The organism is Rhodococcus oxybenzonivorans (genome assembly GCF_003130705.1).
In the GTDB taxonomy this organism is placed as follows: Bacteria; Actinomycetota; Actinomycetes; order Mycobacteriales; family Mycobacteriaceae; genus Rhodococcus_F; species Rhodococcus_F oxybenzonivorans.
Genome location: NZ_CP021354.1, coordinates 888,252 through 910,059 on the forward strand (window position 1 = coordinate 888,252; position 21,808 = coordinate 910,059).

Below are 21,808 nucleotides of genomic sequence, written 5' to 3' on the forward strand. Positions count from 1 at the left end.
GCTACTTCCCTCATCGCCAAGCCTCCGAATTCAAAAGCGGCAGATAGTCCCGCGGCTGCCCGAAGAGCTGGGCGCTGCCGTGGGCGCGTTTGAAGTAGAGCTGGGTGTCGTGCTCCCAGGTGATCGCGATGCCCCCGTGGAGTTGGATGGCCTCGGCTGCCACCGACTGCAGCGCCTCGGAGCAGTACACCTTGGCGATGACGGCGTCCTCGTACGTGCCCGACAGCGCCGCGGCGTACGACATCGAGCGGGCCGTCTCGACCAACGCGTACATGTCGGCCATGCGGTGCTTGAGCGCCTGGAACGACCCGATGGCCCGTCCGAACTGCTTGCGTGACTTCGTATATTCGACCGTCTGTTCCAACACCGCGGACGCCGCGCCGACCTGTTCCGCCGACAGGGCGATCAACGCGACGGTACGGATGCTGTCGACGAGGTCGGGTGACGACACCAGCCGGCGTGCGGCCACGTCGTCGAAGGTCACCTCGGCCAGCGTCCGCGTCGGATCCATCGTGGGTACCCGTCGTCGGGTCACGCCGTCCGCCGTCGCCGAAACTTCGAACAGGCCGTCGTCCGTGAGGACTAGCAGCACGTCGGCGACGTCGCCGCCGAGGACGTACTGCGCCGTGCCCGACAGGGTCTCGCCCGCCGCGGTGACCCCGAAACGGAACCAGCCTTCGGAACCTGCCCAGCACAATGCGGTCACCGAACCCGCGGCAATAGTCGGGAGTAGCCGGGCGCAGGCGTCGTCGTCGCCCGACAGCAGTAGGGTCTGCGCGGCGAGGACGGCACTGCCCAGCATCGGTGACGGTGTGAGCGTCCGCCCCAGTTCTTCCTGCACCACATGCACTTCGAGTAGGGAGGCGCCGACGCCGTCGTACTTCTCCGGGGTGGCCAGTGCCGCGACGCCGATCTGCTCGCACAGCCGTGCCCAGAGGGCTTCGTCGTAGCCGTGTTCGGTAGTGATAGCGCGGCGGACGGCACCGGAGTCGGAATGCTTGGACAGCAGGTTGCGTACGGACGCGCGGAGGTCGGCCCGCTCGTCGTTGTCGAAGCTCATGACGCACCCACGAGGGAATCGACCACGCGACCGCGGTGGAAAGATGGTGTGCCCCAAGCGGTGACGAGTGCCCGGACTTTGGTAAGCCACAGCGACAGATCGTGTTCCTGGGTATAACCGATGGCGCCGTGCACCTGCAGCGCCACGCGCGCCGCCCGGTAGGCGGCGTCACCGCAGGCCACCTTGGCCGCGGAGACGTCGCGAGGGGCGTTCGGGGAGCCGTCCCGAACCGACAGCGCCGCGCCGTGCAGCAGCGGCCGGGACATCTCGAGCCCGACGGCCACCTCCGCGAGGTGATGTTTGATGGCCTGGAACTGCCCGATCACCTTGCCGAACTGCTTGCGCTGCTTGGCGTAATCGGTGGTCATCTCGAGCAGGGTGTGTCCGAGTCCCTGCAGCTGCGCCGCGGTGGCGAGCGCACCCAGATCGAAGGCGGGCGCACACTCGACCGCGCCCAGGCGTTGTCCGGCGGTCACGGGGAAGAGGCGGCGGGATTGGTCGACAGAGTCCTGCACCACTCCCGGATCGCCGAGGTGAAGTGACGAGTTTTCGACGAGGAGCACGAGATCCGCGGTGTCCGCATCGACGGCGGACGGCACGTGTGGGGGAGTGGCCACGGTAGCCAGTGAGCCTTCGGCGAGGGCGGACAGGCGCCCCGGTGCGGCCTGTGCGAGTAAGTGCGGTGCCACAGCGATGGTCTCGGCCACCGGGCCGGGCACGGCGTGGCGCCCCAGCTGCTCCACGGCGACGACGAGATCGACGGCGTCTGCGCCCAGACCGTCGTGCTCCTCACCGATCAGCAACCCGTTGATCCCGGTCTCGGCCAGACGCTGCCACACCTTCCGGCCGGGTTCTGTGTCACCACGGTTCCAGGACCGGATCACCGCCGGCATATCGGACTTCGACAGCAGCGCATCGATACTGGATGCGAAGTCCTGCTGGGAGGAGTCGAGCGCGAATCTCATTTATCCGCCTTGGGTAGGCCGAGCAGCCGCTCGGCGATGACGTTCTTCTGAATCTCGTTGGTGCCGGCGTAGATCGGGCCCGACAGGGAGAACAGGTAACCGTCCATCCAGTTGTCGGCGAGCTCGGCCGAGGCCCCCTGCAATTCGAGGGCGGTCTCGTGGGTGGCGATGTCCCACTCCGACCAGAACACCTTGTTGATCGACGACTCGGCGCCCAGTTGCCCGCCTTCGGCGAGACGAGTCACCGTGCCGAAGGTGTTGAGCTGATAGGCGCGGGCCCCGATCCAGGCGTCCGCGACGCGGTTACGCAACGCGGTGTCGTCGGTGCGGCCCGTCGACTCGAACAGCTCGATCAGCCGGTCGACGGTGGCAAGGAACCGGCCGGGGCTGCGCAGGGACAGACCGCGCTCGTTGGACGCGGTGCTCATCGCGACGCGCCAGCCCTCGTTGACGCCGCCGATCACGCCCGACTCGCCCGGGTGGGCCGGGTCGTCGGGGACGAAGACGTCCTCGAGGAAGATCTCGGCGAAACCGGGTTCACCGTCGAGCTGGTCGATCGGGCGCACGGTGACACCCGGGGAGCGGAGGTCGAACATGAAGTAGGTGATGCCCTTGTGCCGCTGCGCGTCGGGGTCGGATCGGAACAGACCGAACCCCCAGTCCGCAAAGGTGGCTCGGGAACTCCACGTCTTCTGTCCGTTCAGCACCCAACCGCCGTCGACGCGGCGAGCGGTGGAACGTAGTGAGGCGAGGTCACTGCCCGACTCCGGTTCCGACCAGGCCTGGGCCCAGATGTCGTCGGCCCGGGCCATGCGCGGCATGATGCGTGCCAGCTGCTCCGCGTTGGCATGCTCGAACAGTGTGGGCGCCAACAGGAAGATGCCGTTCTGGCTGACCCGCCCGGGCGCGCCGGAGCGGTAGTACTCCTCCTCGAAGACCACCCACTCCAGCAGTGAGGCGTCGCGGCCGCCGAGCTCTTCCGGCCACGACACCACCGACAGGCGGGCGTCGGCGAGCGTGCGTTCCCACTGCCGGTGGGCCTCGAATCCCTCGGCCGTGTCCATCGACGGCAGGGGGCGCGACGGCACGTTGTCCTTCAGGAACGCTCGTACCTCGTCGCGGAACGCGAGAGTGGTGTCGTCGTACTCCAGATCCACTTACTTGGCCCCGTTCTCCGAGTTACGTGCGCTTTCCGCCATCGACTTGGCGTTCATTCCGCCGAGCGGATCCGTGTCGATCTCGGCATTGTGCGCGTGCGCGAAATGGTGCAATCCGAAGACGGAGTCCATGCCGTTCCGCATGCCCATCTGGTCCTCGCACTGGTTGACGGCCTTCTTGGTGAGCGCGAGCCCGAATCGCGGCATGGCAGCGATCCGTCCGGCGATCGCGAGGGTTTCCTTCTCGAGGTCCTCTCGCGGAACCACGCGGTTGATCATGCCGACCTCGTAGGCGCGTTGTGCGGGGAATCGATCACCGGTGTAGAGAATTTCCTTCGCGAACCGCGGATTCATCATCCACGGATGGGCGAAGTACTCGACACCGGGAATGCCCATACGTACGACCGGATCGGAGAAGAACGCATCGTCGGACGCCACGATCAAGTCACACACCCACGCCAGCATCAAACCGCCCGCGATGCAGGCCCCCTGCACCATCGCGATGGTGGGTTTGGGGATCTCGCGCCACCGGCGGCACATCCCGAGATAGACCTCCATCTCCCGGGCGAACCGCTGGTCGCCACCAGGCTTGTCGACGTGGTCCCACCACATCACGGCCTTGTTGTCGTAGTGGACGTGATGGTCGCGACCCGGTGTGCCGATGTCGTGTCCGGCGCTGAAGTGTTTTCCGTTGCCGGCCAGGACGATCACCTTCACCTCGTCGTCCTCGACTGCCCGCTCGAACGCGGCATCGAGTGCGTACGTCATCACCGAATTCTGGGCGTTCCGGTAATCGGGACGGTTGAGCGTCACGAATGCCACACCGTCGCGCACGTCGTAGGTGACGACGTCACCCTCGTCGGGGACCGTCATGATGATTTCTCCTCACGCAAGATGTTCTTCATTACTTTCCCGGACGGGTTCCGGGGCAGGGAGTCGACGAATCGCACCGTGCGCGGGACCTTGAATCCCGCGAGGTGCTTCTTGCCGAAGGCGATCACGTCGTCCTCGGTCAGGGAGGTGCCCGGTTTCGCCACGACGTACGCCCGGCCGACCTCGCCCATGCGCTCGTCCGGTACACCGATGACGGCGGATTCGGCAACGCCGTCCAGGCGCGCCAGAGCGTTCTCCACCTCGGCCGGGTACACATTGAACCCGCCCGAGATGTACATGTCCTTCAGGCGGTCGGTGATGTCCAGGTACCCGCGTTCGTCGAGAACCCCGACGTCACCGGTGTGCAACCAGCCGTCCGATTCGATGGTGCGGGCCGTTGCCTCCGGGTCGTCGAGGTAACCGAGCATGACGTTCTCCCCGCGCACGAGAATTTCGCCTCGCTCACCGATCCGCACCTCCATACCGGGAATGGCCCGACCGGACGTGGTCGAGACGGTCACGGGATCGTCGTCGGTGCGGCACATGGTGATCACCACCGCCTCGGTCTGGCCGTACGCCGTGAGGACTGCTTCGAAGCTCAACTCGGACTGCATGCGTTCGACGAGCGCCACCGGGACCGCTGCCGCGCCCGTCACCGCGATGCGCAGACTCGACAGGTCGTAGCGGGAGCGGTCGGGGTGGTCGAGGATCGACTGGAAGATCGTGGGGGCACCGGGCAACACGGTGATGTGTTCGTCGTGCACGGTGGCCATCACCTTGGGCACGTCGAACACGGCCATCGGCACGACGGTCGCCCCGGTGAGGAGGCAGACGAGAATGCCCGCCTTGTATCCGAACGTGTGGAAGAACGGGTTGATGACGAGGTAGTTGTCGTCGGCGGTCACCTCGGCACAGTCGGCCCAGGCCCGCGCGATCCCCACCACCTGCCGGTGTGCGCTCAGCACACCCTTGCTCCGTCCCGTAGTCCCGGACGTGAACATCACATCTGCGATGTCCTCGGCGTCGACGGCCCGGGCCCGCCTGTCTGCCGCCGCCCGGGTGTCGTCCGTGGCGAGGGCGAGGAAGTCGTCGAAGTCGAGGACTCCGGGTCTTTCGACGTCGCCCCCGTCGACGGGCACGCGGACCACGGTCGGCAGGTCGAGGGTGCTCGACTCGTCTCGCAGGGTCGCGTACCGGTCGGTGCCGAGGAACATGCCTGCGACCACCAGCACGGCGGCCTTCGTGCGCTCCACGATGTCGAGGGCCTCGGTCGCGGTGTAGCGGGTGTTGATCGGGACCAGCGTCGCCCTCGCGTAGTGCACCCCCAGTGCCGCGATCACCCAGTGAAACGTATTGGGAGACCAGATCGCGACGTGCTCACCTGGCTGTACGCCGCGCGCGCAGAGCGCTGCGGCGAAATCGCGGACACGGTCGTGGAGCTGTGTGAAGGTCAGACGGACGTCGCCGTCCGCCACGGCTTCGCGTTCGCCGAAGTCGTGTGCGGCCGCGATCACGGCGGCCGGAGTGGTTGTCGGTTGTGCGGTCACTTCGCTCCCTACCTACCTAGCAAGTGCTTGGTAGGTTATCTTACAGACGTGGACCAGAGCGAGAGCCCGGACGGGCTGATCACCGACGACGACTTCGCCCAGACCGTGAGAACCTGGCTGGCGGAGAACCTGACCGGCGACTTCGCACGCCTCGAAGGCAAGGGTGGACCCGGCAGCGAGCACGAGTTCTTCGAAGAACGACTCGCCTGGGACCGCCACCTCGCGGCCGCGGGGTGGACCTGCCTCGGCTGGCCTGCGGAGTACGGGGGACGCGGGGCCACCCTGGCCCAGCAGGTCACGTTCCACCAGGAGTACGCGAAGTCGGGGGCCCCGGCGAGGGTCAGTCATGTGGGCGAGGAACTGCTCGGGCCGACGCTGATCGCGTTCGGCACCGAGGAGCAGAAGCGTCGTTTCCTGCCCGGGATCAAGACGGTCACCGAACTGTGGGCGCAGGGATACTCCGAGCCGGGCGCCGGATCCGACCTCGCCAACGTCGCGACGACGGCCCGGCTCGAGGGCGGCAGATGGGTGATCAACGGGCAGAAGGTGTGGACCTCGCTCGCTCACGTGGCGCAGTGGGCGTTCGTGCTGTGCCGCACCGAGCCAGGGTCGAAGCGACACCACGGACTCAGCTTCCTCCTCGTCCCCCTCGATCAGCCAGGCGTCACCGTGCGCCCGATTCAGCAACTCACCGGCACGTCCGAGTTCAACGAGGTGTTCTTCGACGACGCCGTGACCGACGTGGATCTCGTGGTGGGCGAACCGGGTGACGGCTGGCGGGTCGCGATGGGCCTGCTCACCTTCGAACGCGGGGTCTCCACCCTCGGTCAGCAGATCGGCTTCGCCCGTGAACTGCAGGGAATCGTCGACCTCGCGCGTGCCAACGGCGCGGCCTCCGATCCGCATATCCGGGAGAAGATTGCGCGGGCGTGGGTCGGGCTTCGAGTGATGCGGGCGCACGCGATGCGCACCCTCGACGCGGTGGACGCCGGCACGTCCGGTCCCGAAGCGTCGGTCGCAAAGTTGTTGTGGGCCAACTGGCATCGCGACCTCGGCCAGTTGGCGATGGACGTGCAGGGTGCGGCATCACTGCTGGCGCCCACGGGACCGTCGTCGGACATCGCCGACCCCGAACATCTCGAACTGGACGAATGGCAGCGGCTGTTCCTGTTCACCCGCGCCGACACGATCTACGGCGGATCCAACGAGATCCAGCGCAACATCATCTCCGAGCGCGTGCTCGGACTTCCCCGAGAGGCACGACCGTGACTACTGCTCCACTCGCCACCGCGCCCGTCGAGACCCCCGGACACGACCTGCTGAAGGGCAAGAAGGTCGTCGTGACCGCCGCGGCCGGCACCGGCATCGGGTTCGCATCCGCCCGCCGCGCCCTCCTCGAGGGTGCCGACGTGCTGGTGTCCGACTGGCACGAACGCCGGCTGGGCGAGACACAGGAGAAGCTTGCCGCCGAATTTCCCGAACGCACGGTGAAGGCGCTCGCCTGTGACGTGTCGAGCACGGAACAGGTGGACGCGCTGATCTCCGGGGCCGCCGACGCTCTGGGCCGGATCGATGTCCTCGTCAACAACGCCGGGCTCGGCGGTGAGACGCCTCTCGTCGACATGACGGACGAGGAGTGGGACCGCGTCCTCGACATCACCCTGAACGGAACATTTCGGGCCACCCGCGCGGCGCTGCGCTACTTCAAGGCGGTCGAGCACAACGGAGTGCTCGTCAACAACGCGTCCGTCCTCGGTTGGCGGGCGCAGCACTCGCAGGCGCACTATGCGGCCGCGAAGGCAGGGGTCATGGCCCTGACCCGGTGCAGCGCCATCGAGGCCGCCGAGTACGGGGTGCGGATCAACGCTGTCGCGCCGTCCATCGCCCGTCATGCCTTCCTCGCCAAGGTCACCAGCGAGGAACTACTCGACCGGCTGGCGTCAGGGGAAGCGTTCGGACGCGCCGCCGAGGTGTGGGAGATCGCCGCGACCATCGCGATGCTCGCCAGCGACTACACCACATATCTCACCGGTGAGGTCGTGTCGGTGTCGTCGCAGCGGGCGTAGGCGGCTCCGCCGCCCGTGAGGGGTTGACGAGTGCCTGGACTCGTTAACCACTCACGGGGCCGAAGGCCCTAGCAAGCGCTTGGTTGATAGGATGGAATGATGACTGCACCCCGAATCGACGAGACGTCCAAGACCGGACGCCGGGCCGAGCTGCTCGAGATCGCGGCCCAGCTGTTCGCGGAGCGTGGTCTGCGGGCCACCACCGTCCGTGATATCGCCGACGCAGCCGGCATCTTGTCGGGCAGCCTCTACCACCACTTCGACTCCAAGGAATCGATGGTCGACGAGATACTGCGAGACTTCCTGGACGACCTGTTCGGCAAATACCGCGAGATCGTGGCGTCCGGGCGCAATAGCCGCGCGACCCTCGAAGCCTTGGTCACCACTTCGTACGAGGCGATCGACACGTCGCATTCCGCGGTGGCGATCTATCAGGACGAGGTCAAGCACCTCGTCGCCAACGAACGCTTCGCCTATCTGGCGGAACTGAACACCGAATTCCGCGAGCTGTGGGTCGGTGTGCTCGAGGCCGGTGTGCGGGACGGCAGCTTCCGCCCCGACATCGACGTCGAACTCGCCTTCCGCTTCATGCGCGACACCGCCTGGGTCGCCGTGCGCTGGTACCGGCCCGGCGGCTCCCTGACCGTCGACACGGTCGCCAAGCAGTACCTCTCGATAGTCCTCGACGGACTCGCGAGCCCCAGAACCATCTGACTAGGAGTTCTCCATGACCGAGGCATACATCGTCGACGCCGTCCGGACCCCGATCGGCAAGAAGAACGGTGGCCTGTCCGGCGTGCACCCCGCAGACCTGGGTGCGCACGTCATCAAGGCGATCGTCAACCGCACCGGCATCGACCCCGCCGGCGTCGACGACGTCGTCTTCGGGTGCGTCGACGCGATCGGCGGCCAGGCGGGCAACATCGCACGGACGGCGTGGCTGGCGGCCGGATATCCGGAGGAGGTTCCGGGTGTCACCGTCGACCGTCAGTGCGGGTCGAGTCAGCAGGCCGTGCACTTCGGCGCACAGGCGATCCTCAGCGGCACCGCCGACCTCATTCTCGCCGGCGGCGTGCAGAACATGAGCCAGATCCCGATCGCGTCGGCGATGATGGTGGGGCAGCAGTACGGATTCGACACCCCGTTCGGCGGGTCGACGGGGTGGGTGGAGCGCTACGGCGACCAGGAGGTGTCGCAGTTCCGCGGCGCGGAGTTGATCGCGGACAAGTGGGACATCAGCCGGGAGGAACTCGAGCGCTGGGCGTTGCAGAGCCACGAGCGCGCGCGGACGGCGATCGCGGAGGGCCGCTTCGACCGCGAGATCGTGCCGTTCGGGGAGGTGACGACGGACGAGGGTCCGCGTGAGACGAGCCTCGAGAAGATGGCGTCGTTGAAGACCCTCACGGAGGGTGGCCGGTTGACGGCCGCAGTCGCGAGCCAGATCTCCGACGGCGCGAGCACGGTGCTTCTCGCGTCCGCTGAGGCCGTCGAGCGATACGGATTGACCCCACGTGCCCGCATCCATCACCTCAGTGCCCGCGGCGCGGACCCGATCTTCATGTTGAGTGCACCGATTCCGGCTACGCGCTACGCGTTGGAGAAGACGGGCCTGAGCATCGACGACATCGATCTCGTCGAAATCAACGAGGCCTTCGCCCCGGTGGTGCTCGCATGGATCAAGGAGATCGGGGCCGACCCGGCGAAGGTCAACGTGAACGGCGGCGCGATCGCCCTGGGACATCCGCTGGGCGCGACCGGCACCAAACTGATGGCAACACTGCTCAACGAACTCGAGCGCACCGGCGGCCGGTACGGTCTGCAGACCATCTGCGAGGGCGGCGGCACCGCCAACGCCACCATCATCGAACGACTGTGAGTACTTATTAACCTCCCATGGTTAATAAGTACTCACGGGCGCGAAGCGCTACGCTCGATGGAGAGGTGACGAGTCCGTAAGCGGGGTCGTGATGCACGAACTGGCAATCACCCAGAGCGTCGTCGATGCCGTCTGCGAGAAAGCCGCCGGACGGACCGTTCACAGTGTGCGGGTCCAGGTGGGCGCCCTGACCGCGGTGGTCGCCGATTCGATGCAGTTCTGTTTCGAGTTGGTCACGGAAGGGACTGTGGCGCATGGGGCCCGACTCGACATCGACCACTCGCCGGGCAGCGCGCAGTGCCGCGAGTGCGGCACCACTTTCTCGCTCACCGACCTGGTGTTGCTGTGTCCGTGTGGAAGTGCCGATGTCGAGGTCACCTCGGGCCGGGAATTACGAATCCTCTCGATGGAAGTGAGCTGAGGCGTATGTGCGCCACCTGCGGATGCGGCGACGACACCGGTACCAGGGTCAGCCGCCCCCACACCCACGAGCACCCGCACGACCACGAGCACCCGCACGACCACGAGCACCCGCACGACCACCCGCACGACCACGAGCACCCGCACGAGCACGAGCACGAGCATGAGACGGTCACCCTCGAGCAGAAGGTGCTGGCCAAGAACGACCTGACGGCCGAGCGCAACCGGGCCTGGCTGGCCGAACGGGGCGTGCTCGCGCTGAACATGATGAGTTCCCCCGGGTCCGGGAAGACCACCTTGCTCGAGCGGACCATCGCCGACATCGGCGGACACCGTCCGGTCTCGGTGATCGAGGGAGATCAGGAGACGATGCTCGACGCCAACCGGATCGAGGCGACGGGTTGCGCTGTCGTGCAGGTGAACACGGGCGCGGGGTGTCACCTGGACGCGGAGATGATGCGCGATGCGCTGACGGCGCTCGATCCCGGCCCGAACTCGTTGTTGTTCATCGAGAACGTGGGAAACCTGGTGTGCCCGGCGCTGTTCGACCTCGGGGAGCGGTCCCGGGTGGTGGTGATCTCCGTGACCGAGGGCACCGACAAGCCGCTGAAATATCCGCACATGTTCGCTGCGGCGAATCTGGTGGTGGTCAACAAGTCGGACCTGTTGCCGTACGTCGACTTCGACGTGGATCTCTGCACGAAGTATGCCCGGTCGGTGAATCCCCATCTCGAGGCGATCACCTTGTCCGCGACCACGGGACAGGGCATGCAGCAGTGGTACGACTGGATCGCGGCGCAGTAACGGTCATGGCTGAACTGGCCCGATGTACCTGAGGGCCGTTGACACGCGAACACCGTGAGGAGCTAAATAGGGAATAGCGTCACACAGGTGGGCCGACGGTCGACCCCGGTGGCGACAGGAGCCGTGTTCGGCTCCGGAAAGCGACCTGCTATGCCGACACAGGAAGCAATCAAAGCCGAGGAAACCCTGATCCACGTCCTGTGGATCAACGCGGGACTCAGCTGCGACGGGGATTCGGTGGCCTTGACCGCTGCCACTCAGCCCAGTGTCGAGGAAATCGCTCTCGGCGCTCTGCCGGGCCTGCCGAAGGTGGCCGTGCACTGGCCGCTGATCGACTTCGAATGTGGGCCCGAGGGCGGCGCCGACGACTTCATCGAGTGGTTCTGGAAGGCCGACCGCGGCGAACTGGAACCTTTCGTACTGGTCGTCGAGGGGTCGATCCCCAATGAGCAACTTCACGACGAGGGGTACTGGTGCGGTTTCGGCAACAACCCGGAGACCGGTCAGCCCGTCACGACGAGTGAGTGGCTCGACAAGCTGGCTCCCAAAGCGACGGCAATCGTGGCGGCCGGTACGTGCGCGACGTACGGCGGTATCCACGCGATGGCCGGCAACCCGACGGGAGCGATGGGCGTCCCTGATTACCTCGGCTGGGATTGGAAATCGAAGGCGGGCATTCCGATCGTGTGTGTACCGGGTTGCCCGATCCAGCCGGACAATCTGTCCGAGACGTTGACCTATCTGCTGTACATGGCCACCGAACAGGCGCCGATGATTCCGCTCGACGACGCGCTGCGTCCGCAGTGGCTGTTCGGAAGCACAGTTCACGAGGGCTGTGACCGGGCCGGGTACTACGAGCAGGGCGACTTCGCCACCGAGTACGGCTCACCCAAGTGCATCGTCAAGCTCGGCTGCTGGGGGCCCGTCGTCAAATGCAACGTCCCCAAGCGTGGGTGGATCAACGGTGTGGGCGGTTGCCCGAACGTGGGCGGAATCTGCATCGGTTGCACGATGCCGGGATTCCCGGACAAGTTCATGCCTTTCATGGACGAGCCGCCCGGCGGAAGGCTGTCCACGACCGCATCCGGTCTGTACGGCTCCGCGATCCGCAGTCTGCGCAGAATCACCAAGAACACCTTGGACAAAGAGCCGCAGTGGCGTAGCCGCGGCACGAAACTGACCACAGGCGCCACTCGCACCTGGTAGCCCAGCTCGGGCCTCTGAGAGGTACGTCGATGACAACGATCATTCCGGATCCTTCGCACAAGACGGAAACCGATGGCTTGGTGGAGATGGCGTGGGATCCGATCACACGCATCGTCGGCAGCCTCGGTATCTACACGAAGATCGACTTCAAGCAGAAGGAAGTCGTGGAGTGCCACAGCACGTCCTCGATTTTCCGCGGCTATTCGATCTTCATGAAAGGAAAGGATCCGCGCGACGCCCACTTCATCACAAGCCGCATCTGCGGTATCTGCGGCGACAACCACGCCACCTGTTCGTGTTATTGCCAGAACATGGCGTACGGCGTGCAGCCGCCGCATATCGGCGAATGGATCGTCAATCTCGGTGAAGCCGCTGAATACATGTTCGACCACAACATCTTCCAGGAAAATCTGGTCGGTGTGGACTTCTGCGAGAAGATGGTCTCGGAGACGAACCCCGGGGTGCTCGCGCAGGCGGAGAACACTCCGGCGCCGCACGCCGGGGACCACGGTTACCGGACCATCGCCGACATCATGCGATCGCTCAACCCGTTCACCGGCGAGTTCTACCGCGAGGCGCTGCAGGTCAGCCGTTGGACGCGGGAAATGTTCTGCCTCATGGAAGGACGGCACGTCCATCCGTCGACGCTGTATCCGGGAGGTGTGGGCACGTCGGCGACCGTCCAGTTGATGACCGACTACGTGTCCCGCCTGATGCGCTACGTCGAATTCATGAAGAAGGTCGTCCCCATGCACGACGACCTGTTCGACTTCTTCTACGAGGCCATTCCGGGGTATGAGAACGTCGGACTCCGTCGCACTCTGCTCGGCTGCTGGGGGTCGTTCCAGGATCCGGCGGTGTGCAACTTCGAGTACAAGGACATGGAGAACTGGGGCCGGTCCATGTTCGTCACTCCCGGTGTCATCGTGGACGGCAAACTCGTGACGACTTCCCTCGTGGACATCAACCTCGGTATCCGCATCCTTCTGGGCAGCTCGTACTACGACGACTGGACCGACCAGGAGATGTTCGTCGAGAAGGACCCGCTGGGTAACACAGTCGATCGCCGGCATCCCTGGAACCAGCACACCAACCCGCATCCGCAGAAGCGGGACATGGACGAGAAGTACAGCTGGGTGATGTCGCCGCGATGGTACGACGGCAAGGACTATCTCGCCCTCGATACCGGTGGTGGTCCGCTCGCCCGACTCTGGAGTACGGCCCTCGCGCAGTTGGTGGATATCGGTTACGTGCAGTCGACGGGCCACAGTGTGAAGATCAACCTGCCGAAGACGGCGCTGAAGGGCCCGGTCGAGCTGGAGTGGAACATTCCGCGGCACGGCAGTAACACCCTCGAACGCAATCGTGCGAGGACCTACTTCCAGGCGTATGCGGCGGCATGTGCCCTGCATTTCGCCGAGAAGGCGCTGGCCGAGATCCGGGCCGGGCACACCAAGACGTGGGAGAAGTTCGACGTCCCCGACGAGGGAATCGGATGCGGCTTCACGGAGGCTGTGCGCGGAGTTCTGTCGCACCACATGGTAATTCGGGACGGTAAGATCGCGAACTACCATCCGTACCCCCCGACACCGTGGAACGCGAATCCCCGGGACAGTTACGGAACACCCGGCCCCTACGAGGATGCAGTGCAGAAGTCGCCCATCTTCGAGGAGAACGACCGGGACCACTTCAAAGGCATCGACATCATGCGGACCGTCCGCAGTTTCGATCCGTGCCTGCCCTGTGGTGTCCACATGTATCTGGGAGAGGGAAAGACACTGGAGAAGCTGCATTCGCCCACCCAGTCCGTGACCGGCGAGTGACGAGGCAGGCATGGAGGAGGCTGGAGTAGACGGCCCCGATCGCTGGCGGACCGCCGGTGAAAGGATCGACGCCCTCCTGGACGCCAGTTCGGCGGGCGGCGCGGTTGCCCGCGAACGCGCCGAGCAACTTGTCCGGGAGGTCGTCGAACTGTACGGTGCGGGCCTGGAGCGGGTGCTCGAGATCGTCGGTGAGCAGGACCGCGCACTGGTCGACCGGCTCGCCGCCGACGAACTCGTCGCCAGTTTGCTGTTGGTCAACGGTCTGCATCCCCACGACGTCGAGACGAGGGTGGCCACCGCGCTGGACAGTGTGCGTCCGTATCTGGGTTCACACGGCGGTGACGTCGAATTGCTCGGTGTCACAGACGGAGTGGTACAACTGCGCCTCACGGGCAGTTGTCAGAGCTGCCCGTCTTCGGCGGTGACCTTGGAACTCGCTGTCAAGGACGCCGTGTATTCCGCCGCACCCGAGACGGTCGACATCGAAGTGGTCGGCGCGAAACCGGAGGCCGGGTCCGGGTTGATCGCCACGGAGTCGTTGTTCTCGCACGTTCATGCTCACGAGTCGGGAACCGGAACGTGGGTATCGGCGCCCGACATCGCGGACCTCGCGTCGGGGGAGGTCGGCGGTTTCTCGCTCGCGGGGTTGCCGGTGCTGGTGTGCCGGATCGGGGAGCAGCTGTTCGCGTTCCGCGACCGCTGCGCGGCGTGCACCAACTCACTGGCCGGGGCCACCCTGCAGCGGCGAGCAGGCGGCAAGGTCGGCGACGCCGTGCTCCGGTGTCCCACGTGCCGCGCGCATTTCGATCCCCGGGGCGCAGGAAAACGGCTCGACGGTGATCCCGAGGCCGAACCACTGGCTCCACTGCCGGTTCTGGTCCGTGACGGCGTGATCTCCGTGGCGGTACCGGCCGCGGAGGTGGCGTGATGGGCGCGTCCGGAAAAGGATTGAGGATTCTGCAGCGAATCGCCTCCCAACGTCCGCAAACCGTGGAAGGCGAACGGTGCGACATGTGTGCCGTCCCGATCGCCGACGCCCACCAGCACGTAGTGAACGTGTCGGAGAGACACCTGATGTGCGTGTGCCGCGGATGTTATCTGCTGTTCACCGACGACACGGCGGAGCTGCGTTTCCGCGCGGTACCCGACCGCTACCTGTCGTTCCCGAACTTCGCGCTGGCACCGGGGCGCTGGGACGAACTCGAGATTCCCGTAGGGCTCGCGTTCGTGTTCCGGAACTCCGCCCTGGGCAGGACGATCGCGTTCTATCCCGGGCCGGCCGGCGCCACCGAATCGGAACTTCCACTCGCCGCCTGGGACGACGTGCTCGCCGCCAACCCGGCGCTCACCCAGCTGTCGGCCGATACCGAAGCGCTGTTGTTGCGGGTGCCCGAACACGGTGGCGAACCCGAGTGTTTTCTCGTCCCGATCGACGCCTGCTACCAATTGGTGGGTGAGCTTCGCCGGCTGTGGCGAGGATTCGACGGCGGCCAGGATGCCCGCCGCGCCATCGACACTTTCTTCGACACGGTACGGTCCCGCAGCCGCGTCGCGAAGGAGCCGTCGTGACGGAGCTGTCGTTCGACGTCGAAGAGGTTCTTCCCGAACCGTATGCCGTCGTCCCCAATCTCACTGCCCGCCTTCGGGTGGCGGAGACGACGGGTGCCGTGGTGCATGCCATGGCCCTCCGGTGTCAAGTGCGGCTCGACCCACAGCGCCGTCGTTACACCGACCGGGAGGCCGAAGGGCTGCTCGACTTGTTCGGCCCGCGTGCGCGGTGGACAGCAACGTTGAAGCCTTTCCAGTGGATGGAGACCAGCACTGTCGCCCAGGGTTTCACCGGGTCGACCGTGGTGGACCTTCCGCTTCCGTGTACCTACGACTTCGAGGTGACGGCGTCGAAGTATCTGCACGCCCTCGAAGCCGCAGATTCACCGATCCCGTTGATGTTCCTGTTCAGTGGCACCGTCTTCACCCGGGGTGTTGCCGGGTTCGGTGTCGAACGAATTCCCTGGGACCGGGAGGCCACCTACGAACTGCCGGTGACCGTCTGGCGGGACCTGGTGTCGGCGCATTATCCGAACACGGGCTGGCTGCGCCTCGACCAGGACACGCTCGCGGCACTCGCGCGGTACAAATCGTCGCACGGCCTGATCGGGTTGGATGTTGCCGTCTCGGATCTGCTGCAGGGAGCCGGGGAGGTGATCGCATGATCTCCCCGGCGTCCCTGCAGCGCGTGCGCGCCGTCGCCGATGCGGTGCTCTACGAGGGTTACCTGCTCTATCCGTATCGTGCGAGTTCGTCGAAGAACCAGTCACGATGGCAGTTCGGTGTCGTGGGGCCACCGGGCGCAGCGGATGCAGGTGTCGGCGAGGAATCGACGATGTCCTGCTCGACGTTGTTGCGGGCGGACGACAACGCGGCGGTCGGCATCACCCTCCGATTCCTGCAGCTGCAGGTGCGGTGTGTCGAGCGGGCAACCGATGAGGCGGGCACCGAATTCGCCGGCGTCGACGAATTGACCGTCGACGGGACCAGCTGGCTCAGCTGGGACGAGGCGGTGGAACGTGAGTTCGACTTGGGTGCACCGAGGCTCGCAGAATGCGGTGATGGTCGACGTCTCGACGTCCACATCGACGGGGGTTCCGAGGTAGAGGAGCTGCGGAGAGCGGATGGGTCTCTCGCCGGTCGAGTGGTGCGTACCCGGTGGCCTGCAGACGCCGTCGTGACGGCGGACTGCGAGAACAGTGACGGATTCACCCGGCTTCGGCTCGAGGTGGAGAACGTCACTACCGGCGACTCCGGCCTGGACCGGGACGGCGCCATCCGGCAGTCGCTGATTGGCGCGCATTTGATCCTCGCGGCAGAGGGCACGGACTTCGTGTCGCTACTCGAACCCCCGGCCGAGGCCGAACACCTGGCGTCCGCGTGCACGCAGCACCGGTGCTATCCCGTCCTCGCCGGGTTGCCGGGGGAAACCGACCTCGTGCTGGCGTCACCGATCATCTTGTACGACCACCCGGAGATTGCGGAGCAGAGCGACGGTGCCCTGTTCGATGCCACCGAGATCGATGAAATCCTCACTCTCCGCGTCATGACTCTCACCGAGGACGAGAAGCGTCAGGCCCGGGCCACCGACCCGCTCGCGGCACGGATCATCGACCGCTGCGACGAGATGTCGCCGTCGACGCTCGCGCAGATGCACGGCATCCTGCGGGATCCACACCTTCCGGACATGGGACTCGTCCCGGAACTGACCGACGACGTCCCGTGGTGGGACCCGGAGGCGGACAAGGCGGTTCGGCCCGACGTCGACGGTGTGCTCGTCGACGGCGTGCGGGTCGCCAACGGCAGCGTGGTGCGGCTCCACCCGTCGCGTCGCGCGGACGCCCAGGATTTGTTCTTCGCCGGGCAACTCGCCCGGGTCGTCACCGTCCACGCCGACGTGGACGGTGACACACACATCGGCGTCGTGTTGCAGGACGACCCGGCGTCGGACATGCACGAGTGGTACGGACGGTATCTGTACTTCGCCCCCGATGAGGTGGAGCCCATATCGACGGACACCGGAAAGGATGAACAGTCATGAAGGTTCTCGGAGAGGTCACCACGGCGGCGTTGGCCATTCTGGCGGTTGCCGGAGTGGTGGCAGCGGTCGTCTCGCTACCCGACATCAAGCGGTATATGCGTATCCGGCAGATGTGAGTGCTCCATGACGGTGGACAGGCGAGTTCTTGTTGCCGGGGTGGGCAATATCTTTTTCGGAGACGACGGGTTCGGCCCCGAAGTGCTGCGCGCAGTCGCGTCCAGGCCGTTGCCGCCGGGTGTCCGCGCTGTCGATTTCGGCATCCGGGGAACCCATCTCGCGTACGAACTGCTCGACGGGTGGGGCGCGCTCCTCCTTGTCGACGCGGTTCCGAACCGAGGTGCCCCCGGCGCGCTCAGTGCCGTCGAAGTGCAGCCCGACTCGATTCCGGACGCCCCTCTCGACGCGCACAGCATGGACCCGGCTGCCGTCTTCGCCAGCCTGCAGGCGTTGGGCGGAACCCTGCCGCGGACCGTGGTGCTCGGGTGTCAGGTGGAAAACACGGAGGAGGGCATCGGACTGTCGGTACCTGTCCAGGCCGCCGTGGAGCCGGCCGTCGAGGCGGTGCTGGACGTGGTGCAGCAGCTGCTCGATGCCGGTGCCGCTCTGCAAGCGGAGGGAAAGGAGAGCTGAATCATGTGTCTCGGTATTCCCGGCCGCGTAGTGCGCATGCTCGAGGGTTACGGCAACCAGTTGGCCCTCGTCGATGTGGTCGGCGAGGAGCGGCGCGTCAACATTGGCATGCTCGACGACGACGTGCACCTGGAGCCCGGCGACTGGATCGTGATCCACATGGGGTTCGCCATGGAGAAGGTCGACGAAGCCGGCGCCGAGAGGGCGATGGCCGGACTGGAGATGATGGGGCGATCGCGGACGGCAGACGACGACCAGGCGTGAACAGGGTCCTCTGGTTCGGTCACGTGATCAGTGTCTCGTCGCTGCGCGGGCCCTTCAGGATGACGGGGACGCCCTCGTACGCGTGCAGTGTCACCGGGAAGCTGTGGAGTTCGTCGACGGTCCCGACGAGTTCGTCGGTGAAGAGGTCGTATGCGGCCGCACCGGCGGGTAGATGCTGCGATTGGACCGTTGCGGTGATTTCCTCGGAGGTGAAGTTCAAGACTGTCACCTGAGTGCTCATGTCAGCGAGTTGGTGCACCATGACCAGCAATCCCTTGTGTGAGACCGTCGGGACATCGATCTGCACGCCTGTCGCAATTCCGAAGCGATTTCGAACCTCGATGATCCGGGACAGCTTGCAGGCGAACGACTCCGGATTCCGTAACTGCTCGGGCAGGGTGCCGTAGAGGCTGGTGGCCCGCGGAATACCGGACTCCGATCGGGTGGCCTCCGGGTTGACGCCCATGAGGTCGTGGGCGCCGCGGTTGATCCACCTCGTGTCGCCCTCGCGGACGAGGTCGGCTACGTCGTCGACGGGTACCGGGAGCAGCCCGCACAGATCCCAGCCGGACAACGCGAACACCCCGGGCTGAAGTGCGTTGTACATCGCGAGGAGAAGATGCGCGCGTTCGACCATGGCGACGTCGTCGGCCGTCATCCGGTCGAGGTCCCGGATTCCGAACGTCGCCGTGATGACACTGGCTGTGGTGCAGGCGATTCCGTTGGTGGTGAAGGTGCGATTGTACGGCGCCCATCGCCCGGTGAGACGTTCGCACAAGTCCTTACGGATGCGGTCACCGAGCTGAGAACCCTTGATCGGCTCGCCGCCGTAGACGAATTCGTCGTCTTTGTGGAGGGTGGCGAAGTGCACCAGCTCGAACGTCAACTCGTCGTGGTTCTGCAGAGCATGGACGAGGGATGCGGTATCGACGCCGTGATCGCGCGCCAGATTCATGGTCAAGCGAAGAAATTCGGTGTTGCCCATCACCAGGGCATGGTGATAGGCGGGCCGGTTGATGAAGTCGTACGACAGGTCCGCGCCGCTGGTGCCCATCTCCTTGATGTCGTCGATGGTGAGGTTCAACTCCTGGAAGGTGAATCCGCCCATCTTGCGGACGATGCTCGCGATCAGGTGGTTGGCCGCTTCCGACAGTGGATGTCCTTCCGACCACCCCGGTCCTTCCGTTCGCCGTTCGACACCTAGGAAGCCGTTGGCGTCGAGTCGCAGGGCCCCTGCCCCGAGGTCGGCCAGTGAATGGCACGCATCTCCGATGACCAGCCGCATACCCGCGAACGATGGATCGAGCCAGTTGATGGAGGGCTGACCCGCCTTGAAATAGTGCAGGTAGACCCAGCGCCGGTCGACGCCGTCTACTCCCGTGACGACGGGCGTGACGCTCCAGTTGGTCTCCTTGACACCGAGTTCGTAGAAGATCACACGCTGGAGTTGGCCGATGATGTAGCCCGCACGCGCCAACTGGGCCTCGGTCTCGGCGTCGATGTTGACCGAGTCCCGGCCCTCCGGCACGCGGGGGAGTAGGTGCCAGTCCGGGGGTTCGATCTCGATCATGTGGTAGATCCCCGGATAGTCCGCGTACGCCATCTCCGCCAGACGGAAATCCGCGCCCTTGCCGGTGTGGCCCGGGACGATGTCGTCGATGACGGTGCCGTCATACGCTGCGGCGACGACGCAGAGGCGACGGAACTCTTCCTCGGTGCCGAAGGCGGCATCGATCTGCATACTGATTCTGTCGAAGTGACCGTCCACCGACGGGGTGGACTGCCAGCCGTTGATGCCGCCGGCCTGCTTGACGGGCCCGGTATGAACTGCGGTCACGCCGATCTGTGAAAAGGCCTGCCACAGGGCCTCGTCGCCGAGTGAGGCCAGGAAACTGGCACCGTCAGCCGTGATGATCGATATGGGGTATGCGGTGAACCAGACGGGCGCACGCTCGACAGCCGCGCGCGGGTTCGGGTCTGCGTACGGGTTCTGCCACATGCTGCCCTTGCCGGACAGCTGCTCGGCAATCTGAGTTGCGTCATGGAGGATGGACTGCTTGATGAGCCAATCCACGTAGGCGGGATTCGACGGGTGCGCGTCACCGGACTGGGTGTCCACCCGCGGGCTACGCCGGACGGACGGACGTAGAGGTCGTGGTCGTGCTGGATAGAACTGCTCGTCGTAACTGACTTCACTGGGCTCGTGATGGACCTCAGGGTTCATGTTCCTCCGTCTGTTTCTCGGTAACCGGGTACCCGTCGATAGTGACGCACAATCGACGTTCGCGGTCCGAGTCACGATTGAGGACAGAAGCCCTGACCCGGTATTGCCTCGATATCAGTGGGCGTGTCCGGAGGGGAAGTGGACCGACCCGTCACTACCTACGCAACCTCCCTGGACCGGGCCGCTGCCGAAGAAGACACTGTTGGACTGGCCGATGCTGTTCGGGGGAGCCGTTCCCACTCCGCCGCCGGTGACCCCGATGGTCCCGCAGGAGTAACTGTGCTGATCGTGCGAGCGGACATTCAGTTGCGTGCCGGGAGTGGCAGGGTCTCCGTGAAGGGTAGGTCCCGCCGATGCGACACCGGTGCCGAGCGCGACCGTGATCGCCGCCGTCGCAATAACCGTGCGCAGTACAAAACCGTTCATCTCTAGCTTCACCTCTGGTCCAATTGTGGCCGGCTTCCCCTGACCGGTTCGACGATGCTGGGCTCCCCCGCTCAGTGTTTCGTTTCCGATAGAACAATCATCATCCGAAACGCGCCCGGAATCATCCGCCCATCAGCACGAAAGCTGAGGCTGGATTCGAACTCGTCTGTGCAAGCGGCACGGCCGATCGGCACACTTCGGCGTAATGGGTCACGTCACCGAGTGGTGCCACAAGTCGGTTACTTGGTGCCGAAGATCCGGTCGCCCGCGTCTCCGATGCCGGGCAGGATGTAGCCGTGCTCGTCGAGCTGCCGGTCGACGGCGGCGGTGTAGATCGGGATGTCGGGATGGGCATTCTGCAGGACGGCGATGCCTTCGGGACAGGTGACCAGGCAGACGAACTTGATGCTCTTGGGGCTGCATTCCTTCAGCCGCTCCACCGCCGCCACCGCGGAGTTGCCGGTGGCCAGCAACGGGTCGACGATCACCACGTCGCGCTCGTGAAGATCGCCGGGCATCTTGAAGTAGTACTCCACTGCCACGAGTGTCTTGGGATCGCGGTACAGACCGATATGGCCGACGCGCGCGCCCGGCACAATCGTCAGCATCCCGTCGAGGATTCCGGTGCCTGCGCGGAGGATGGAGACGAACACCAGCTTCTTGCCGTCGATGACCTTGCCGGTGGTGACTTCCATCGGCGTCTCGATGTCGATGTCCTGCATCGGAATGTCACGCAGGACCTCGTAGGTCATCAACGCGGAGATCTCGTTGGCCAGTCGTCGAAAGCTGTTGGTGGAGGCATCCTTACGGCGCATCATCGTGAGCTTGTGCTGTACCAGAGGGTGATCGATCACGTGCACTGTTCCCATGTATCCGTC

Annotated in this window: 23 protein-coding genes; 15 read left to right on the forward strand and 8 right to left on the reverse strand. The window is 65.4% G+C overall.

Going from position 1 to position 21,808, the window contains the following annotated elements; genetic code table 11:
* Positions 1-10 precede the first annotated feature (10 nt).
* From CBI38_RS04315 to fadD3, 5 genes are read right to left on the reverse strand one after another with little or no spacing between them, the layout of a single operon-like run.
* Positions 11-1,060 carry an acyl-CoA dehydrogenase family protein gene (locus tag CBI38_RS04315; RefSeq protein WP_109326693.1) on the reverse strand — a complete coding sequence of 350 codons (1,050 nt, stop codon included), beginning with the start codon at positions 1,058-1,060 and terminating at the stop codon, positions 11-13.
* Positions 1,057-2,025, reverse strand: a complete 969-nt coding sequence (locus CBI38_RS04320; protein WP_109326694.1) for an acyl-CoA dehydrogenase family protein — start codon at positions 2,023-2,025, stop codon at positions 1,057-1,059. The genes CBI38_RS04315 and CBI38_RS04320 overlap by 4 nt, the downstream gene beginning before the upstream one ends.
* Positions 2,022-3,182 carry an acyl-CoA dehydrogenase family protein gene (locus tag CBI38_RS04325; protein ID WP_109326695.1) on the reverse strand — a complete coding sequence of 387 codons (1,161 nt, stop codon included), beginning with the start codon at positions 3,180-3,182 and terminating at the stop codon, positions 2,022-2,024. The genes CBI38_RS04320 and CBI38_RS04325 overlap by 4 nt, the downstream gene beginning before the upstream one ends.
* The gene (locus tag CBI38_RS04330) at positions 3,183-4,055 is read right to left on the reverse strand and encodes an enoyl-CoA hydratase (protein ID WP_109326696.1); all 873 of its coding nucleotides are present in this window, start codon (positions 4,053-4,055) and stop codon (positions 3,183-3,185) included.
* Positions 4,052-5,602: a 3-[(3aS,4S,7aS)-7a-methyl-1,5-dioxo-octahydro-1H-inden-4-yl]propanoyl:CoA ligase gene (gene fadD3, locus CBI38_RS04335; protein ID WP_109326697.1), complete on the reverse strand. Its 1,551-nt coding sequence runs from the start codon at positions 5,600-5,602 to the stop codon at positions 4,052-4,054. The genes CBI38_RS04330 and fadD3 overlap by 4 nt, the downstream gene beginning before the upstream one ends.
* Positions 5,603-5,650: 48 nt before the next feature.
* On the opposite strand from fadD3, the gene CBI38_RS04340 reads away from it, so the two are divergent.
* The 15 genes from CBI38_RS04340 (at position 5,651) to CBI38_RS04405 (ending at position 18,280) form a co-directional block, all read left to right on the forward strand.
* Positions 5,651-6,871 carry an acyl-CoA dehydrogenase family protein gene (locus tag CBI38_RS04340; protein WP_109326698.1) on the forward strand — a complete coding sequence of 407 codons (1,221 nt, stop codon included), beginning with the start codon at positions 5,651-5,653 and terminating at the stop codon, positions 6,869-6,871.
* Positions 6,868-7,668 (forward strand): SDR family oxidoreductase, encoded by an 801-nt coding sequence (locus CBI38_RS04345; protein ID WP_109326699.1) that lies wholly within the window; start codon positions 6,868-6,870, stop codon positions 7,666-7,668. Before CBI38_RS04340 ends, CBI38_RS04345 begins: the two co-directional genes overlap by 4 nt.
* A gap of 99 nt (positions 7,669-7,767) precedes the next feature.
* On the forward strand, positions 7,768-8,382 hold the full coding sequence (locus CBI38_RS04350) for a TetR/AcrR family transcriptional regulator (RefSeq protein WP_109326700.1): 615 nt from the start codon (positions 7,768-7,770) through the stop codon (positions 8,380-8,382).
* A 13-nt stretch (positions 8,383-8,395) separates the two neighbouring features.
* Positions 8,396-9,544: an acetyl-CoA C-acetyltransferase gene (locus CBI38_RS04355; protein ID WP_109326701.1), complete on the forward strand. Its 1,149-nt coding sequence runs from the start codon at positions 8,396-8,398 to the stop codon at positions 9,542-9,544.
* A gap of 91 nt (positions 9,545-9,635) precedes the next feature.
* Positions 9,636-9,965, forward strand: a complete 330-nt coding sequence (gene hypA, locus CBI38_RS04360; protein ID WP_109326702.1) for a hydrogenase maturation nickel metallochaperone HypA — start codon at positions 9,636-9,638, stop codon at positions 9,963-9,965.
* Positions 9,966-9,970: 5 nt separating this feature from the next.
* Entirely contained in the window at positions 9,971-10,768 is a 798-nt protein-coding gene (hypB, locus tag CBI38_RS04365; protein ID WP_109326708.1) for a hydrogenase nickel incorporation protein HypB, read from the forward strand.
* A gap of 150 nt (positions 10,769-10,918) precedes the next feature.
* Positions 10,919-11,974, forward strand: a complete 1,056-nt coding sequence (locus tag CBI38_RS04370; protein WP_109326709.1) for an NADH-quinone oxidoreductase subunit B family protein — start codon at positions 10,919-10,921, stop codon at positions 11,972-11,974.
* A 29-nt stretch (positions 11,975-12,003) separates the two neighbouring features.
* Positions 12,004-13,797 carry a nickel-dependent hydrogenase large subunit gene (locus tag CBI38_RS04375; RefSeq protein WP_109326710.1) on the forward strand — a complete coding sequence of 598 codons (1,794 nt, stop codon included), beginning with the start codon at positions 12,004-12,006 and terminating at the stop codon, positions 13,795-13,797.
* Between the two features lie 10 nt (positions 13,798-13,807).
* On the forward strand, positions 13,808-14,725 hold the full coding sequence (locus tag CBI38_RS04380; RefSeq protein WP_109326712.1) for a NifU family protein: 918 nt from the start codon (positions 13,808-13,810) through the stop codon (positions 14,723-14,725).
* Positions 14,725-15,366: a DUF5947 family protein gene (locus CBI38_RS04385; RefSeq protein WP_109326714.1), complete on the forward strand. Its 642-nt coding sequence runs from the start codon at positions 14,725-14,727 to the stop codon at positions 15,364-15,366. Before CBI38_RS04380 ends, CBI38_RS04385 begins: the two co-directional genes overlap by 1 nt.
* Complete coding sequence (locus CBI38_RS04390) at positions 15,363-16,010, forward strand: DUF6084 family protein (RefSeq protein ID WP_109326715.1); 648 nt, start codon at positions 15,363-15,365, stop codon at positions 16,008-16,010. The genes CBI38_RS04385 and CBI38_RS04390 overlap by 4 nt, the downstream gene beginning before the upstream one ends.
* Positions 16,007-17,386, forward strand: a complete 1,380-nt coding sequence (locus CBI38_RS04395; RefSeq protein WP_109326716.1) for a hypothetical protein — start codon at positions 16,007-16,009, stop codon at positions 17,384-17,386. The genes CBI38_RS04390 and CBI38_RS04395 overlap by 4 nt, the downstream gene beginning before the upstream one ends.
* Positions 17,383-17,502 (forward strand): DUF6893 family small protein, encoded by a 120-nt coding sequence (locus CBI38_RS40525; protein ID WP_397517656.1) that lies wholly within the window; start codon positions 17,383-17,385, stop codon positions 17,500-17,502. Before CBI38_RS04395 ends, CBI38_RS40525 begins: the two co-directional genes overlap by 4 nt.
* A gap of 7 nt (positions 17,503-17,509) precedes the next feature.
* Entirely contained in the window at positions 17,510-18,016 is a 507-nt protein-coding gene (locus CBI38_RS04400) for a hydrogenase maturation protease (protein WP_109326720.1), read from the forward strand.
* 3 nt (positions 18,017-18,019) lie between these two features.
* The gene (locus CBI38_RS04405) at positions 18,020-18,280 is read left to right on the forward strand and encodes a HypC/HybG/HupF family hydrogenase formation chaperone (protein WP_109326721.1); all 261 of its coding nucleotides are present in this window, start codon (positions 18,020-18,022) and stop codon (positions 18,278-18,280) included.
* Between the two features lie 19 nt (positions 18,281-18,299).
* On the opposite strand, the gene treS is transcribed toward CBI38_RS04405, so the two are convergent.
* The 3 genes from treS to upp form a co-directional block, all read right to left on the reverse strand.
* Positions 18,300-20,504, reverse strand: a complete 2,205-nt coding sequence (gene treS / locus CBI38_RS04410; RefSeq protein WP_109326724.1) for a maltose alpha-D-glucosyltransferase — start codon at positions 20,502-20,504, stop codon at positions 18,300-18,302.
* A gap of 114 nt (positions 20,505-20,618) precedes the next feature.
* Positions 20,619-20,930 carry a hypothetical protein gene (locus CBI38_RS04415; RefSeq protein WP_109326725.1) on the reverse strand — a complete coding sequence of 104 codons (312 nt, stop codon included), beginning with the start codon at positions 20,928-20,930 and terminating at the stop codon, positions 20,619-20,621.
* 239 nt (positions 20,931-21,169) lie between these two features.
* Positions 21,170-21,799 carry a uracil phosphoribosyltransferase gene (gene upp, locus CBI38_RS04420; protein WP_109326726.1) on the reverse strand — a complete coding sequence of 210 codons (630 nt, stop codon included), beginning with the start codon at positions 21,797-21,799 and terminating at the stop codon, positions 21,170-21,172.
* Between the last annotated feature and the right edge of the window lie 9 nt (positions 21,800-21,808).

Coding starts and splice junctions, on each gene's coding strand:
- CBI38_RS04370 (WP_109326709.1), top strand. CDS start 10,919: ATGCCGACACAGGAAGCAATCAAAGCCGAGGAAACCCTGATCCACGTC.
- CBI38_RS04415 (WP_109326725.1), bottom strand. CDS start 20,930: ATGAACGGTTTTGTACTGCGCACGGTTATTGCGACGGCGGCGATCACG.
- CBI38_RS04315 (WP_109326693.1), bottom strand. CDS start 1,060: ATGAGCTTCGACAACGACGAGCGGGCCGACCTCCGCGCGTCCGTACGC.
- CBI38_RS04330 (WP_109326696.1), bottom strand. CDS start 4,055: ATGACGGTCCCCGACGAGGGTGACGTCGTCACCTACGACGTGCGCGAC.
- CBI38_RS04320 (WP_109326694.1), bottom strand. CDS start 2,025: ATGAGATTCGCGCTCGACTCCTCCCAGCAGGACTTCGCATCCAGTATC.
- CBI38_RS40525 (WP_397517656.1), top strand. CDS start 17,383: ATGAAGGTTCTCGGAGAGGTCACCACGGCGGCGTTGGCCATTCTGGCG.
- CBI38_RS04350 (WP_109326700.1), top strand. CDS start 7,768: ATGACTGCACCCCGAATCGACGAGACGTCCAAGACCGGACGCCGGGCC.
- CBI38_RS04385 (WP_109326714.1), top strand. CDS start 14,725: ATGGGCGCGTCCGGAAAAGGATTGAGGATTCTGCAGCGAATCGCCTCC.
- CBI38_RS04405 (WP_109326721.1), top strand. CDS start 18,020: ATGTGTCTCGGTATTCCCGGCCGCGTAGTGCGCATGCTCGAGGGTTAC.
- CBI38_RS04380 (WP_109326712.1), top strand. CDS start 13,808: ATGGAGGAGGCTGGAGTAGACGGCCCCGATCGCTGGCGGACCGCCGGT.
- upp (WP_109326726.1), bottom strand. CDS start 21,799: ATGGGAACAGTGCACGTGATCGATCACCCTCTGGTACAGCACAAGCTC.
- CBI38_RS04395 (WP_109326716.1), top strand. CDS start 16,007: ATGATCTCCCCGGCGTCCCTGCAGCGCGTGCGCGCCGTCGCCGATGCG.
- hypB (WP_109326708.1), top strand. CDS start 9,971: ATGTGCGCCACCTGCGGATGCGGCGACGACACCGGTACCAGGGTCAGC.
- treS (WP_109326724.1), bottom strand. CDS start 20,504: ATGAACCCTGAGGTCCATCACGAGCCCAGTGAAGTCAGTTACGACGAG.
- CBI38_RS04375 (WP_109326710.1), top strand. CDS start 12,004: ATGACAACGATCATTCCGGATCCTTCGCACAAGACGGAAACCGATGGC.
- hypA (WP_109326702.1), top strand. CDS start 9,636: ATGCACGAACTGGCAATCACCCAGAGCGTCGTCGATGCCGTCTGCGAG.
- CBI38_RS04400 (WP_109326720.1), top strand. CDS start 17,510: ATGACGGTGGACAGGCGAGTTCTTGTTGCCGGGGTGGGCAATATCTTT.
- CBI38_RS04355 (WP_109326701.1), top strand. CDS start 8,396: ATGACCGAGGCATACATCGTCGACGCCGTCCGGACCCCGATCGGCAAG.